The 14,462-nt window shown below is 65.7% G+C and carries 11 protein-coding genes; 5 read left to right on the top strand and 6 right to left on the bottom strand.

Annotated features, from left to right (window positions below; all coding sequences use genetic code 11):
* Positions 1 to 11: 11 nt before the first annotated feature.
* Both DI276_RS43925 and DI276_RS43920 read left to right on the top strand, forming a co-directional pair.
* Positions 12 to 479 carry a hypothetical protein gene (locus DI276_RS43925; RefSeq protein ID WP_157985332.1) on the top strand — a complete coding sequence of 156 codons (468 nt, stop codon included), beginning with the start codon at positions 12 to 14 and terminating at the stop codon, positions 477 to 479.
* Positions 476 to 1,444 (top strand): TIR domain-containing protein, encoded by a 969-nt coding sequence (locus DI276_RS43920; protein WP_112275235.1) that lies wholly within the window; start codon positions 476 to 478, stop codon positions 1,442 to 1,444. Before DI276_RS43925 ends, DI276_RS43920 begins: the two co-directional genes overlap by 4 nt.
* A gap of 39 nt (positions 1,445 to 1,483) precedes the next feature.
* On the opposite strand, the gene DI276_RS43915 is transcribed toward DI276_RS43920, so the two are convergent.
* From DI276_RS43915 to DI276_RS43895, 5 genes are all read right to left on the bottom strand, one after another.
* Positions 1,484 to 2,341 carry a helix-turn-helix domain-containing protein gene (locus tag DI276_RS43915; protein WP_112275233.1) on the bottom strand — a complete coding sequence of 286 codons (858 nt, stop codon included), beginning with the start codon at positions 2,339 to 2,341 and terminating at the stop codon, positions 1,484 to 1,486.
* Positions 2,342 to 2,385: 44 nt separating this feature from the next.
* Positions 2,386 to 4,161, bottom strand: coding sequence for a copper resistance CopC/CopD family protein (locus DI276_RS43910; RefSeq protein ID WP_232837331.1), 1,776 nt, complete (start codon positions 4,159 to 4,161; stop codon positions 2,386 to 2,388).
* 80 nt (positions 4,162 to 4,241) lie between these two features.
* Entirely contained in the window at positions 4,242 to 4,955 is a 714-nt protein-coding gene (locus tag DI276_RS43905) for a YcnI family copper-binding membrane protein (RefSeq protein WP_198681274.1), read from the bottom strand.
* Positions 4,956 to 5,008: 53 nt separating this feature from the next.
* Positions 5,009 to 5,947, bottom strand: coding sequence for a multicopper oxidase family protein (locus tag DI276_RS43900; RefSeq protein WP_232837339.1), 939 nt, complete (start codon positions 5,945 to 5,947; stop codon positions 5,009 to 5,011).
* 160 nt (positions 5,948 to 6,107) lie between these two features.
* Positions 6,108 to 8,813 carry a plastocyanin/azurin family copper-binding protein gene (locus DI276_RS43895; protein ID WP_232837330.1) on the bottom strand — a complete coding sequence of 902 codons (2,706 nt, stop codon included), beginning with the start codon at positions 8,811 to 8,813 and terminating at the stop codon, positions 6,108 to 6,110.
* A gap of 604 nt (positions 8,814 to 9,417) precedes the next feature.
* On the opposite strand from DI276_RS43895, the gene DI276_RS43890 reads away from it, so the two are divergent.
* Complete coding sequence (locus DI276_RS43890; protein WP_157985331.1) at positions 9,418 to 9,846, top strand: MmpS family transport accessory protein; 429 nt, start codon at positions 9,418 to 9,420, stop codon at positions 9,844 to 9,846.
* A gap of 469 nt (positions 9,847 to 10,315) precedes the next feature.
* On the opposite strand, the gene DI276_RS43885 is transcribed toward DI276_RS43890, so the two are convergent.
* The gene (locus DI276_RS43885) at positions 10,316 to 11,047 is read right to left on the bottom strand and encodes a DUF7873 family protein (RefSeq protein WP_112275225.1); all 732 of its coding nucleotides are present in this window, start codon (positions 11,045 to 11,047) and stop codon (positions 10,316 to 10,318) included.
* A gap of 201 nt (positions 11,048 to 11,248) precedes the next feature.
* On the opposite strand from DI276_RS43885, the gene DI276_RS51645 reads away from it, so the two are divergent.
* Both DI276_RS51645 and DI276_RS50565 read left to right on the top strand, forming a co-directional pair.
* The gene (locus DI276_RS51645) at positions 11,249 to 12,193 is read left to right on the top strand and encodes a helix-hairpin-helix domain-containing protein (RefSeq protein WP_198681273.1); all 945 of its coding nucleotides are present in this window, start codon (positions 11,249 to 11,251) and stop codon (positions 12,191 to 12,193) included.
* Positions 12,194 to 13,102: 909 nt separating this feature from the next.
* Positions 13,103 to 14,431, top strand: coding sequence for a putative sensor domain DACNV-containing protein (locus DI276_RS50565; RefSeq protein ID WP_157985330.1), 1,329 nt, complete (start codon positions 13,103 to 13,105; stop codon positions 14,429 to 14,431).
* Positions 14,432 to 14,462 lie beyond the last annotated feature (31 nt).

The following is a 14,462-nucleotide window of genomic DNA, read 5'->3' as shown; positions in this document are numbered from 1 at the left end:
CGGCGGAGGGCGTGACCGACGAACACATCGCATCCCTGGAAGAACTGTCCGACGCCAAGGAGCACCTGGCAGTGGCACTGGCACTTCGTTCGGTATCACTGCGCAGCGTGACCCACGACGGCAAGCTGGTGATGGTCGAACGGGCCCAGGTGGACGGCTGCGAGCGCATCGCCACCCGGATGCTGGAGCTGGACCCGCCGGACGAGTTGCGCACCTTCGCCGTCGACCTGCAGCGGGAGGTGGCGTCGAGCCGCGAGTGGACGTGGGAGCCACGAGGCATGGCCGTGCTGGTGCTGTTGATCGTCCTCTGTGTCCTGCTGGTCCTGTTCGGTGGTGGGCTCGCGTCGATCACCATGGTGGCCGCCGGCTCGGTGGGCGGTGCCGCCCTCCTCTACGTCTTCGTGGTCCGCCAACGCAAGCAACGCTGGAGCCTGCTGGCCGACCAGGTGTCCCCGCTGCTGTCGCGGGTGGGCCGATGACGTCGCTCGACGCCCCGCCGATCCGCTGCTTCCTGAGCTATGCCCGCAAGGACGACGTCGTGATGGACTTCGTCGGCCCGTTCACCGAGTCGCTGCGCCAGTACGCCTACGCCGACCGCGGCCGCGAGCTGGAGATCTTCATCGACCGCGAGGCGATCGGCTGGGGCGACCTGGCCCAGCCGACGATCCGGGCGGCCGTCCGCAACGCCACGGTGTTCCTGCCTCTCCTGACCCGCCGCTACTTCGACCGGCCGTACTGCCGGGAAGAGCTGTTCATCTTCCACAACCAGTCGATCGTGGACGGTGTGCACGGCCTGCTGCTGCCCGTGGTGCTGCTCGGGGACGGTTACCTGACCGAGGAGAACCCCGATCTGGCCGTGCAGATCGTCGTCGAGCGTCAGCACCGCCACCTCCGCGAGGCGTGGATCGAGGGCCCGTCGTCTGCTCCGTGGCGGCGCACGATGCTGGCGTTGGCCGGCGAGCTGGTCGATCGGGTGGAGGTGGCGGAACGAAGCCTGCTCACCGAGTCCTCGTACGAGCCTGACGATGCTGTTGCGAAGGTGGAGCGGTTCGGGCTCGACACCAGTCATGTGGCGGATGTGATCTCCCAGGTGCTACAGGAGTTCCAGCACGTGCTGACAGCCGCCGAGGACGACCGGACGAGGGCGGAAAGGCTGCTGCCGGGTGCGTTGCGATTGCGGGATGAGGTCCGCACCTATGAACGCCGGGTGTTCGAGATCGATCGCTTGATGCGCGCGGCGCCGTTGCCGATCGTCCCCGATGCCTCGGCATTGCACGAACTCGTCTCCGCCACCGAGCAGCTGTTGCGCAGCACTCGACGCGCGGAGTTGACGAGCGTGCCGATGCGGCGTTCCATGGCCGCGTTCCGTGAAGGCCTGACCACCTTGCGCGGCGCGGTGAACGTGGTCGCGTCATGGATCAGGCCGCCGAACCCTCGCCAATAACCGGCTGCGACGGCCGAGGTGACCGCGTGAGCGGGCACGTCAGCCAGAACCTCCGTCCCGAGGGACCGGAAACGACACGTCTTCGTCGACTGCGAACCGCACCGACACCTCACCGGTCCGCTGCGCGATCCACGCGGTGAGGGCGTCGGCTCGACGAGTCGGTCGCCAGCTCAGCACGATGTTGAGCCGGCGGCCGCGCTGGCGCACCAATCTGCCGAAGAACTCTGTCAGCCGCACGCCGTCGAAAGGGCCGTGGGTGCAGAGGAACAGCACGGTGCCCCGAGCGGACACGGCGTACAACATGGCATTCCTTTGACCGTCGATCTCCGAGCAGGCCGACGCGCCGTCCGAGTGCAGTTGGGGACCGGTCAGCCCAGGGAAGGGCGCGCGGTGCATCCACAGCGTTTCCGCGCCCACCGGCGCGGTGCGGCGGGTTGCCATCACCACCGGATCGGTCTGGAGGCCGCCAGGCCGGTTGGAGAGGACGGAATCGGAGAGCACGCCCCAACGGATGAGGTAGTTGCGCACCGTCGTGGCGGAGAGGGCGATCCGGAACCTGTTGTTGACCAGTTCCGCCAGAGCCTGGTTCGTCCACAGCCAGTAGCTGAGCCCGGCCTCGTCCGGTCCGCACGTCGTCACGGTCCTGATCGTCCACAGTTGCTGTGCGTAAGACAGCGCGAGTTGCTCACCGCGCTGTCTTCCCCGTCGTCTGCTCCGCAGCGCTTCTTCGCCCCTGGTCCGGTATTCGCGGTGCCAGACGCTGATCGTCTGCCGTGACACGCCGAGCATCCGCGCGACCTGCGCGCGGGAGACACCCGACTCGACCGCGGCGATGGCGCGCCGGCGCAGGGCCTCCAGCACGTCGGGAGAGACCTTGCGTGCGTCCAGGGGGTACATGCCGTCACCATCCGTTCGTCCGGGTCCATCACCGCTCGTGCGGTTCAGGGAATGGCCACGGAGACGCGCACGATGGCCTCGTCGACATCGGATGTGCGAACCTTCAACGACATGTCCCAGCGCCCGGATACGGGCAGGGAGAGCGCATCCGAGATGTAATGTCCAGGCAACCCGCTGTAACGCAGCGGCACGGTCAACGGCCCCGGTGCCCGCTCGGGATGGCTCATCGTCGCGCGCACCTCGGCGACCTCCTTCGGGCGGCCGAGCTCGTCCAACACCGCGAGGTGCACCTCACTGCTCCCTGGTGCGCCGGGCGTGACGAGCACCGCGACCTTGCCACGTCCGGCCGCACCACCGGCGTCGAAGTCCGCGATGACGGGCTCACCGGGCGCGGGCCGCATCACCTCGGCGGGCCGGTTCTGCGCAGCCTGCTCCGCCGCGGCCGAGCTGGTGCCGACCAGGACCGCCGTGAGCCCCAGCACGAGGGCCGCGATGCCCGCCTCGGCGGCCACGACCGCTCCGAAGCGCCGCACCTGACGATCACCGGGGCCGCGCGCCGCCCGGCGCCGGTCCGAGGGCGTGACAACGGGGAAGCCGTAGTGGCGCTGGACCCAGCGCCGCGCCACGGCGCCCAGAGCGAGGAGCACGGCCGCCACCGCGATCTTGCCCAGCAGCACCCTCCCGTAAGACGTGCCGACCAGTGCCGACGGGGTGCCCACGAGCCGCCAGGACTGGAACACGCCGGTGATGACCAGCACGAGCACGGACACCAGGGCCACTCGGGAAAATCGCGGCACGGCAACGCGCATCGCGAGCGCGTCCGCAGACCTCACGACGGCACTGATCACGACGAGACCGCCCAGCCACACGGCCATCGCCGCGAGGTGCGCCGCATCGGCCACCAGGGCCAGGCCAGCCAGATCACCGGCTCCGCTGTGCGAGGCGGCGCTCCAGGTAAGGGCCAGCACGCAGGTCGCCGCCAGCACCACCGCGCCACGGCGCCGACGCTGAAGGTCGGTGGCCTCACCGCCGTCCGCGCGGCGCAGGAACCACAGGAGGGCGCCGCCCGCCAACCCGAGCAGCAGCAGGCGCGCCACCATCGCCATTCCCAGCCGCGTGCTCGCCGTGTTCGCGGCCAGCGACAGGTCGAACGCGGCGGTGAGCGACCGGCCCGTGGCGTACGGCCCGTACAGCAGCAGCACCAGAACCGTGGCCGCCAGCAGACTCCACCACCCGCTCGACAGCAGCACGCGGACGCGGCGACCGACCGCGGCGTTGGCCTGGCACCACACGACGAAGAAGGCCGCTCCGGCCAGCAGCGCCAGCCCGGCGAAGGACAGCCATCGCGCCGTTCCGTACGACAACACCACGGCCAGGTCGGCCTCGGTGTGCGTCTGGACCGGTGCCGGCAGCGCCGCCGACGTCGACGGCTGTCCCACGCTGAACACGAACGCGCCGTGCACCGGATGGGTGTCCGCGGAGGTGACCTGCCAGTTCACCGTGTAGGTCCCGTCGGACAAGGCCCTCGGCACGGAGACCACGAGAACCTCGGGCCTGCCCTCGGCGTGGGCGGGCGCGGTGGTGGTGATCGTGTCACCGGCCGGTCCGACGATCCGCACGGTCGCCAGCCCGATCTCCACCGGCTCGCTGAAGGTCAGTGACACCTCGGCGGGTGACGTGCCGACCACCGCCCAACCGGCCGGACTGGTCGAGACGACGACGGCGTGCGCCTGCGCAATGCCCTGACTGCCCAGCACCGGCAGCAACGCCAAGGCGAACGCGATGCACACGCGCACGAAGTTGTTGATCGCTCCTCGCACCGCACTTCCTCTCACCGGCCTGACTGACGTGGTGGGCGCGAGGTCGACGGCCGGCGAAGGGCCGTCGACCTCGCGGGCTCTCAGATCCGCACCGGCTCGTTCGCCGTCGGCTCTGCTTGCGCGGCAACGCTTTCCGCCGGAGCGATCGGCCGCCTTCGCGCGGTCACCGCCAGCCAGAGCGCGATGAGACCGGCCAGGAGCCCGGCCCCGCCGAGCACCCGGCCGAGCGTGTCGGTTCCCGCGGCGGGCGCGGCGGGTGCGGCGGCGACCGGCGCTGCGGCCACCGACAGCGTCGGAGCCGGGTGCTCGGGACGTGGTCCGCCGTCCTGCTGGACGTCGATCCACCTGACCACCTCACCGCTGGAGTAGGTCTGCACCGCCTTGAACACCAGCTTGGTGTTCGTCTTCGGCAGCCTTCCCATGGAGACGCCGAACTCCTGGAACTGTCCGGGTTGGATGGCCCCGCCTTCCCAGACGATGCCTGTCACGACCTCACCCGAGGCGTGCTCGCCTGACTCGGCGGGTGTGGCGGGCTTCTCCTTGCTGGTGGTCGCCGTCCAGCCGGGAACCGGTTGCACGGAAACCGAACCGAACCGGTGATCGGCCGGGAAGGACACCTCCAGCCGGGTCGTCGAGGCGTCCGCGCGCTCGTTCGGCACGCGGAACACCACCCTGGCGAAGCCGCCCGGCTCCGCGGTGCCTGGTGAGACGGTGACGTGCGCCGATGCGGTCGACGGGAAGAGGATGATGACGAACGCCGCCAGGACGACGAGCGCAGAGCCAGGCCGAGACATCGTTTTTCCTTCCACCGTGGGAATTCCGTCGCGATTGCGCGTGCTCGTCATGCTCAGCTGCCCAACGGGAGGGGCAGACCGATCGCGGGCGGGTCGACGTTGAAGATGGACACCAGTCCCGCCATCCCGTGGTGGGTCTCGGCGTGGGAGAAGATGTGGCAGTGGATCATCCACTTGCCCACCCTGGTCGGCACCCAGACGATGTCGAAGGTCTGCCCGACCCCGACGAGCAAGGTGTCCATCTGCTGCGGGACCGGTAGCCGCCTGCCGTCCTGCGCGAGCACTTCGAAGTACCCGCCGTGCAGGTGGATGGGGTGGATCATCTCCGGGCCGGCGCCGATCAACCGGATGCGCACCCGCTCGCCCACCCGCGCCCGCAGCGGCACGGTGGCGGGAAAGCTCTTGCCGTTGAACACGAATCCCAGCGGGCCGTCACCGATGATCAGCCGGTAGTCGCGGGCGGCGACGATGTCACCGAGCCTCGGCACCACCTCCAGCGAGCCGTAGAGTCCCTTGCCCTCCTGGTCGCCGTGCATGTGCGAGTGGTACCAATGGGTTCCGGTGCTGATCGCCTTCCACTCGTAGGTGAAACTCTGCCCCGGCTCGATCTCCGGCTGGGTGAGGCCGGGCACGCCGTCCTGGTCGTTGGGCAGGTCCATGCCGTGCCAGTGCAGCGCGGTGTTCTCCGGCAGATCGTTCTGCACGATGAAGCGCACCGTGTCGCCCTCGTTGACCCGGATCACCGGACCGGGCACGGTTCCGTTGTAGGCGAAGGCCTGCCGGACGTTGCCGGGCGAGACCTCCCACGACAGGGGTGCCGCACGCAGGCGGAACACCTTGACCCCGCCGACCACCTCGTACTCGGCGAGGCGAGTCCCGTCACCGAGGTCCTGTCCCGCAGCGGCCGGCGGCACCGGGTCCACAGTGGACTTGATCGTGAGACCCGACGCCGTCACCCCCACCATGGCGGTCAGGACGAACAGGAGAACCATCAACACCGGCAGGACCTTGCGCCGTCTGGAGGTCCGCGTCTTGCCTGTCGTCAGAAAATCATCGCTAACCAGATATGTGGACATGGGTCGCCTCCCGCAGGGCAGCCGTGGGCAGGGGAAGCCGTCCTGGAACGGCTTCCCCGCCTCGCGGTGGGTGGTGTCAGCAATCAGTTGCGTAGGTGAGCGGGTGCCGCTGACGACAGGTCAGCTGGTCGTTCACCGGACTGCTGGGCACCTTCTGCACCCAGCCCTCGTAGACCAGCGGCACGGCCAGTACGCCCATGCCACCCATGCCCATGTAGTCCACGACCGGGTCGTCCATCGCGGTCGTGGAGACCGCGTCGAGCACCATCTTGCCGACCACGGCGGCGTCGGAAGGGCTTCCGTCGCCGTTCGGGTCGATGTCGACGACCGCCAGCGTGTTGGCGAACTTGCTGGAGACGTAGGCGTAGTAGCCGCCGCCCCGCTTGGCGCCGTAGTTGATGCCGTGGCAACCGGAGTCGCAGGGCAACCACTTCACGATCTCGTCGGTCTTCGGGTCGATGACGGTGAGGTTCGACGACAACGTGTTGGCCACCACCAGCGCGTTGCCGTCCGGGCTCACCGGCAGCTGGATGGGCAGACCGCCGAACGAGCCGCGGTCACCGGCCACCGGGTCGTAGTTGCGCCACAGGTCGATCTGCTTGTGGTGCACGTTGGTGTTGCCGTCCTTGCACGCGTCGGCCTTGAGCGAGATGCAGGACACCGTCGCGCCCATGAAGTTCGCCTCGTACGCCTTCGCGCCATCAGGCGTGATGCCCGTGGCGATCGGCAACTCGCCGGTCGCCTCCTTGCGGATGTTGCCGGTCGCGACGTCCACGACGGTGGAGTCGTAGGTGTTCACGTTCGGCGTGACCATGGTCGCGCCGTCGCCGGTCATCCAGTGGGCGTGCGGGTGCGCGACCTTCTCACCCGGTCGCTGGACCGGGATGCGCCGGTCGATCTTCGTGCCGCCCGGCGAGAGCTCGACCACCGACGCACCACCGTTGATCGCGACGTGCAGCTGGTCGGTGTCCGTCCTCGTCATCACGTGCGAGGGGTCGGGCCCGACCTCGACCTGCCGGACGAACCGGCCTGTCGCCCGCTCGAAGACGGTGAGCTTGTTGCCGAACCACTCGGTTTGGTAGATGTACTTCTCCTCCTTGTCGGTCCACATGTTGTGCGGGTTGTTCATGTTGATCTCGGGCAACGCCACCTTGCGGTCCACCTTCCAGGTGGTGACGTCGACCTTCGTCGCGGTACCGGACTTGGTCTTGCCCGCCGTCCGCTCCTTCTGGGTGTCGATCCAGACCTCACCCACGCCGGGAGTGCCTGGCCGCTGGGTCAGCGCGGGCAGGGTCTTCGGCGTGTTGAACTTGTTCTTGAGGTAGGCGTCCAGCAGGGGGACGATCTGCGGCGATCCGTTCGAGTCGTACATGAGGATCGGCGCGGGCGGGTAGGTCGGGTTCCACGTTTTTTCTTCGGTGTTGCTGAACTTCTGCCAGTTGGCCGGTGCGGTGATGTTGAAGAACTTCTGCACCAGTTGCGAGATGATGTCCGCGTCGGACGGGACGTTCATCGAGCGGCTGTTGACCCTGAGCTTCTTGCCGAAGTCCAGGCCTGGCGTGAGCGGGTCGTCCACGACGACCGCGCCGAGCATGTACGGGTGGATCTTGCAGACGAACGCGTAGAGACCGGGTTCGGTCAGCTGCGCGGTCGTGCTGCCGACGAAGGCGCCCGGCTGGTCGAACGGGAAGCCCGCCGCGCCCTCCGGCCAGATCAGGTTCGTGATGGTGTGCGCCGACTCCGCGTCCGGGCTCGAGATGTCGAAGTTCACCGTCACAGGCAGGCTGATCGTGGCGGTCTGCACGTACTTCTGGATGTCGGCCAGCACCTTCATCAGCTCCACGCCGACCGGCAGGTCGGCCAGCGCGGTCTTCGCGTTGGCGGGGCGGGCCGCCATCTGCTGGGAGAGCTGGGTGATCAGGGTGTTCGCCTTGATCGCCCGCAGGTCCAGCGGCGGCATCACCTTGCCGATCGCCGTGCGCAGGTTGTCCAGCCCGAGAAGCTGCTCGGTGTTGACGCCGAGGCTCTGGAGCAGCGGCGAACCGTTGTTGAACTGGAGCTGGGTCAACCGCGCCAGGTCACCGTTGAGGATGTTGCTCGCGTCCGTGCCGAGCAGAGCTCCGTTGCCCAGCAGTGGCAGGCCGTCCAGCGGCAGGCCGGGGATGAGTCCGTTGGTCTTCACCCGCGGCAGCTCGGCCACGGCGAGAGACTTCGTACCGAACAGGCTCAGGTTCGTGTCGTACCAGGAACCCTGGTTGTCGGTGAGGTGGAACGACACCGGGACGGGTCCGCCGCCGATCGGGAGTCCACCCGAACCGGTGGTCGTCGTAGGGGCGGGCGTGTTGGAGCTGGTAGAGGTCGTGGGCGCCGTCGTGGTCGTGGGCGCCGTTGTAGTGGTTGTCGGTCCTGTGGTGGTTGTGGGCGTCGTGCCACCGACGACGACCGACCCGAGCATGTCCGGGTGGAAGCGGCAGCGGTAGTTGACGGTGCCGGCGGAGGTGAAGGTGAACGAGTAGGACTCACCCGCGTTCACGTCCGCGGACAGCGGGCCGCCTGTCACGCTGTGCACGACACCGTTGGTCTCGTTGTTGGTCCACCTCACGGTGTCACCGACACTCACGTTCAGAGTCGGCGGGTTGTACTGCAGGTTCTGCATCGACACGTCGAACGTGGCCGCGGTGGCTACCGGCGTGTTCAGTCCGACCGCGGTCAGGGCGAGCAGCAGCGCAGAGCCGAACGCGAGCGCCCGTGACCCGCGACGTCGCCTCCTGGACGAGAACATGCGTGATATGTGTGGAGAGCGCATCGATTTCCCTTCTGACACCTGTTGCGGCACATCGGAAAACTCCACGCATGACAAACAACACCCGGTTGAGGTTTCGGTTCTCCGCATTGGCTTCCAACAGCGTTGCGGTGGACATCCGCGTGGTGCACCGGCCGTCACGTGAAGACACCTAAATAGTGACGCGGCCAATGTCCAAAGAATTACTCAAGCGTTAACGATCTGTCAACTGGGTCGCACTCGTCGGCGCTCTGCGATGTGACAAAGACCTAACAGAGTATTCGGTGCAACCCAATGCGCGACATTGCGCGCAGCGTCAAGTCGTGCACATATTCGCAGGTCAGCGCGTTGTGAACGGTGGTTCGAACTACATGCCAAGCGACAGGTATTTACTTTTCAAAGTAGAAGCTTGACAGTGTCGAACTCATTCGAGGCCGAGATCGCGAACGTCTTCCCCGAATGGCTCTGGCTAAAACATCCATGCAGCTGCCACGATGACCCGAACCGGCGCCGCGACGGCCGCCCGGCAATACGAGGACCCGTCCAGAAGAGAGAGTGATGGCATATGCCGTCTGCCACGAGCACCCGCAAAGACGGTCCACCGATGTCCCCTGCCACCAGGCCGGCCCGCCATCGAGCCCGGCTGGCCGGGGCAGCCGGGCTGGCCGCGGTCGTAGCCGTCGGCGCGGCCGTCTGGGTGTCCGGCACGGATCCCGCTCCCGTCCCGGACACCCACACGATCGTCTACGAGGTCACCGGTTCAGGAGGCAGATCGCCCGAGATCAGGTTCGCCGTGGAAGGGACGAACAAGACGGAGAAGGCCGAAGCCGTCAGCCTGCCGTGGCGCAAAGAACTGACCGTCTCCTCGGGACCAGGTCTCAGCGTGGCCCAGGTCATGGCGACCAACGGTCAAGGCGAGTCGATCTCGTGCACCATCACCGTCGACGGCCACGTCGTCGCCAACAACACGGCCAAAGGCGAATACACCACCGTGTCCTGCTCGAACATGATCGCCCCGGCGGTGGAGCAGTGATGACCGCACCAGCACAACAGAAGGCCTGGAGATCACGATCCGCCCGGTGGGCACCGTCGCCTGATCGCGGGTGGGGCCCCGGACATGTCCAGTCCGGGGCCCCGCTTGGCCGCCCATTTGCACACACCAGCGACTTTTAAGAGCCGGATCAGTCCTTAGGTCGCCGCGCTCTTCCGTTGAGCTACGGCCGCATGGGCAGAGCGGCCAGCAGGATTCGAACCTGCACCTCAGCGAGTCTTGTCCGTACTCGGGCGATCTGGTGATCGGCGGAAATGCTGAACCTGGAGCGAGAGTCTGAGCTTGATCCCGGCTGCCTCTGCCAATTTGGGCTATCCCGGCGTGATGGTGCCGGGAGAGGGATTCGAACCCCCACCTGTGACCGAGTGGTTCAGGCTGACGTTTCAGCTTCAGCTTTCACGCTCCCAAGTGGGAGCGCACCCCCGCGCTCCAGCGGGGGAGTCTGTCGACGTTACCGGAACAGGTAGTCGAAGACCACGTCACCGACACGCTGGTCGGTGATCTCCAGGTTGTTGGCTTCCTCCCGGGCGAACTTCACCGCGTGCTGCAGCTTCTCCACCCGGTCGACGAGTTCGTTCACCCGCCGAGCAGGCAGGGCACCGGAGAACTTCACCGTGGTCCAGTAACCCACCGGAATGTCCTCGTAGTACACCTCGACCTGCGCCGGGTGCTTCTCCGTGGCCTCGGCCTTGACGTGGTTGCGCGGCACCTTCTTGGTGCGGATGGTGCGGACCTGCTCAGTGCGCCAGTAGTCGGCGGACTCGTCGAAGTTCCAGTCCTCGGCCGCGTCCAGCAGGGGCAGCTTTTTCACGAAGGTGTGCAAGTCAGTCAGCTGCTTCTCGAGAAAGAGCAGGTACGACACGGGCACGTCGCGCAGCAACGCCTGCCCGTCGACCACGACATCAGCCTTCGCAACGCAGTTGGCCCAGTCCTTGGTAGCCGTGACGTCGAAGAGCCGAGTCATCACAGCGGCGGTCTTCCGCAACACGTCCTCGGCCTTGACCTGCACGCGAGTGGACTCCGGCGGCAACACCTCGCCGTCCTCGTCCTTCGGCTGGTACGTCCGGGAGATACCGGCCAGCAACGCAGGCTTCTGCAACCCGTGATGCGCGTCGGTGAGGTCCCGAAGCGTGCCCCCTTTGACACTCTTCTCCACCGCGATGATCTGGTTCAACTTGGTCATGCCGACCCCCCTTTGGTCTCGCGCACCGTACTTGCCGCGCAGCCGCGCCCGCACGCGATTTCGCATCGAACCTCACGACAAGGCGCGGTACCCGCCGACTGCCGAGCGGCAGCGTCTTCATACGACTCGGCAACCTCGACAGCGCCGCCGAACCTCCAGTTCAGTTGTCCCGGGAACAGGCGGACGTCATCCCGGTCGGCGGTGAACCAGGATCCGCCCATCAGCGTCACGACACGCGATTGTCGCGATCCGATGAAGCCACGCGTGATGAATCGCCTCACTCCGGTCCACCACGCCGAGAACCTGGTCGTGCTCGTCGACCCGCTCAACAGCTTCGCTCACGCCGCACACGGTGGCAGTCCTGCGGCCAACAACCTTCGTCAGCGTGAAACTCCGGGGTCACCACTGGCGATAGGTCAGCAGATGGATCGGCCCTGGCCTGAAAGGCCCGCAGACATGAGTCTTCCTCGTCGCGCACGCGGCACGTGGTACTTCGTCCTGGTGATCGTAAGCGCTGGCGTTTTCGCTGCTGTGCCCTTCGCGCACGCCGCTCACCGGTTGCGGAGACCGTCACTCTGGTGGTGGACCGCGCTTTACGCAGCGGCCACGGTCGCGTTGATGATCATCATGCCGCCATCACAGGATCAGCCTGCGGCATCCACTACGGACATACGCAGCACAATCGGCGGTCTCGTCGCTATCGCGATCATGGTGGCGGCATGTATCCAGCTCAGTGGCATCCGGCGGGACGTCTACGGGCTGCCCCACCCCATCCAGGCTCCTTCGCAACCGCCACAGCCGTGGGCCACGGACCCAGCGGTCGCCGCTGCGCTGATGTGGCGGGCTAGAAGAGAAGAAGCTCGTGCGCTCGTCGCACGTGATCCGGCACTTGCACGGGACCTCCGGATCGGCCGGCCGGATCTGCCACGGCAGTACGACGACGGTGGTCTGGTGGACATCAACACCGCGCCGCCATCCGTCATCGCGCACTACTGCGGAATTGATGACCGCGCAGCGAGACAGATCGAGCGTGCCCGCAGCCAGCGCTCCATCCCCTTCCAATCGGTCGACGAACTGCTCGTCTTCGCCGAACTGGACGTCAGCTTGTGGGACCTGATCCGCGAGCGTGCGGTTGTCTACTCCTGAACGCCTTCACGCTGCGCACTCGCCGCCGCCACCGCGCCCACCTGGTCCGCATCGTTGAAGCCCTGGTCGCCAGCAATCACCATCGCCGGCCTGGACCGGCTCGTCCTCGTTTCCGCATCCCCCACCCCGTAACAACGACGGGGTCGCACCCGCCCTGCCAGCGGATACGACCCCGAACGCAGTGGTTCGCACAATGGCTAACTTGGTGGGCCGCCAGGGACTCGAACCCTGAACCCGAAGAGTAAGAGCCTTCGCTTGGCGTTGTTCGTCGATCTTCCTCGACAGTGCTCACTACCTGCACGTATGTGGCATTGATCTGAGCACTGTGGACAGTCGCATCTCGACGTTTGTCGTCGTTTTGTGAGAGTTAAGTGTGGGTTGATCTTGGTCCTTTGGGGCCCGCCCGCACCCCTGCCATCATCCCGACACTGAGCTTCGAACGCGGCCGGTGGCGTTGGGTCAAGGTACTCATTCCAGCCTTGACGCGGCGTCGCCGGCCGTTGTCATGCTCGCGGCGTCGGGGCTGGATCGGCTTGGTGGTCGTCGAGCGTTCCCGCGGATTCGTCTGGGGCCTGATCGGTGGCAAGGCGGCGCAGCCGTCGCGGCAGTCGAGCGCCGTGCACAGCCCGCCTGTGGTGACTGCGCTGGCGCTCGTAGGGAGCTGGGGACGAATCAGGCTCGGATCGGGTGGGGCGTCAGCTGGCGCCTGGGGTCCGGCGCGCAGCGCCGCACGGCCGACCGGCGCAGCGAAGCGGATGCCGGGAGTGCCGGGATGGATGCTGGTGCAGCGCCAGACCGCACGCCCGCCAGCGGCGGCGCCTTGATCCTGTAGAGCACAATTCTGCAGTAACAGACTCTCAACGGAGCTCGACATGGTCCGTGCGAACGGTTGGTACGAAGGGTGGGCTCGTGTCGGTGTATCCAGCCGCGTTGGCGGTGCAGGTCCGCAAGAGTTGGCGTAAATCGTTCTTCCGTGCTGACAAAGCCGTACCGTTGCCAGACAAGAATACCTTGAATAAGTTGCTGGACGTCGCCTTTCAAGCGAGCCTGACTTATGATGAGAGGCGTCCGACACGCTTTCAAGTGATTTTTGTTGATAGCACCTATATGGACCGACGCTCGGATCATCATAACTACTTGACGCCAATAAGGAAGTCGGTCAAGTTTGGCGCCTGTTTGCCATTTGATGCAGCTCACGTACGCCGTCTAGCCCCCGCTACTGATCCGTCGCAGACGATGATTGGTGTCGAGAGGCATAGTGAAGAAGACGGGGTCGATTCATTGAGAATTTGGGGCCTTCTCGACGTCGGTTCATCCTGGGTCAACTTCATGCGACATGAAAAGAGTGGAGGTAGCCCGCCTCCTAATGCTCTGACTATCACATCCAATGAGCCGGGTCACATAGCTGTGTCACACGGGGGCGATGTGGTTGCAACTCTACGCGCCGGCGAGATCATCCTTCCTGGTGGTGACGCCTTGTACGCAGGGCCCATCGGCGAGTTTCTCGACCCTGCTCGCAGTTCTTGTTATTCTGCGGTGTGCGATCGGCTCGGGATCGAGCGGTTTTCTGAGACGGATGACGGCTGGCCGAGAAGGTGTTACACAATCGTCTTGGAGCGCATTCTTCTCGGCATGGAATCTCGCGGACACGGTGGAACTCTGCTCATGATCCCTCATGAGTGGAACGACGTTGCGCACCCGTGGAATACGGTCGTGTCTACCAAGTATCGGATCAGCGACGATCGAATTTGGCAAATTATGATAGACGACCTGGTCCTTCATAAAGAGTACTTCGGCGCCAACTCTAACCTGTGGAACTCTAAGGAAAACATCAGGGTTTCCGACTATCGGAACGTTAAGGTCCTCTCTTCGAAGAGGGATGGAGTTAGTGAGGTTATGGGTGACGCAATTCGCTTCGCTGCATCGTTGTGTGGTGTTGATGGCGCTATAGTTATGACCGATAGATTTGAGATTGTGGGTTTTGGTGCTGAAGTCACGGCGTCTGCGCCTGTGATGCGCACAATTTCCATATGTGATGACGCTGAAGGTCGTAGTGCACACTCAGTGTCGGTTGAGTCGTTTGGAACTCGGCACCGGGCGGCTTTCAGGTTTGCATGGAGCCTTCCACAGGTAATCGCATTTGTTGCTTCCGAAGACGGAGGTATTCGAGCCGTTCGGAGGGTAGGAGACGGAGTTCTCACTTGGCCTGAGGTGACGGCAAGGTGGATGTATCTCTAGGTACCCGTCAACTTCATCGCGGCCGAGTAGT

The sequence above is a fragment of the Lentzea terrae genome (genome assembly GCF_003265345.1).
Lineage (GTDB): Bacteria > Actinomycetota > Actinomycetes > Mycobacteriales > Pseudonocardiaceae > Lentzea > Lentzea terrae.
This window is presented reverse-complemented; position numbering and strand designations above follow the sequence as displayed.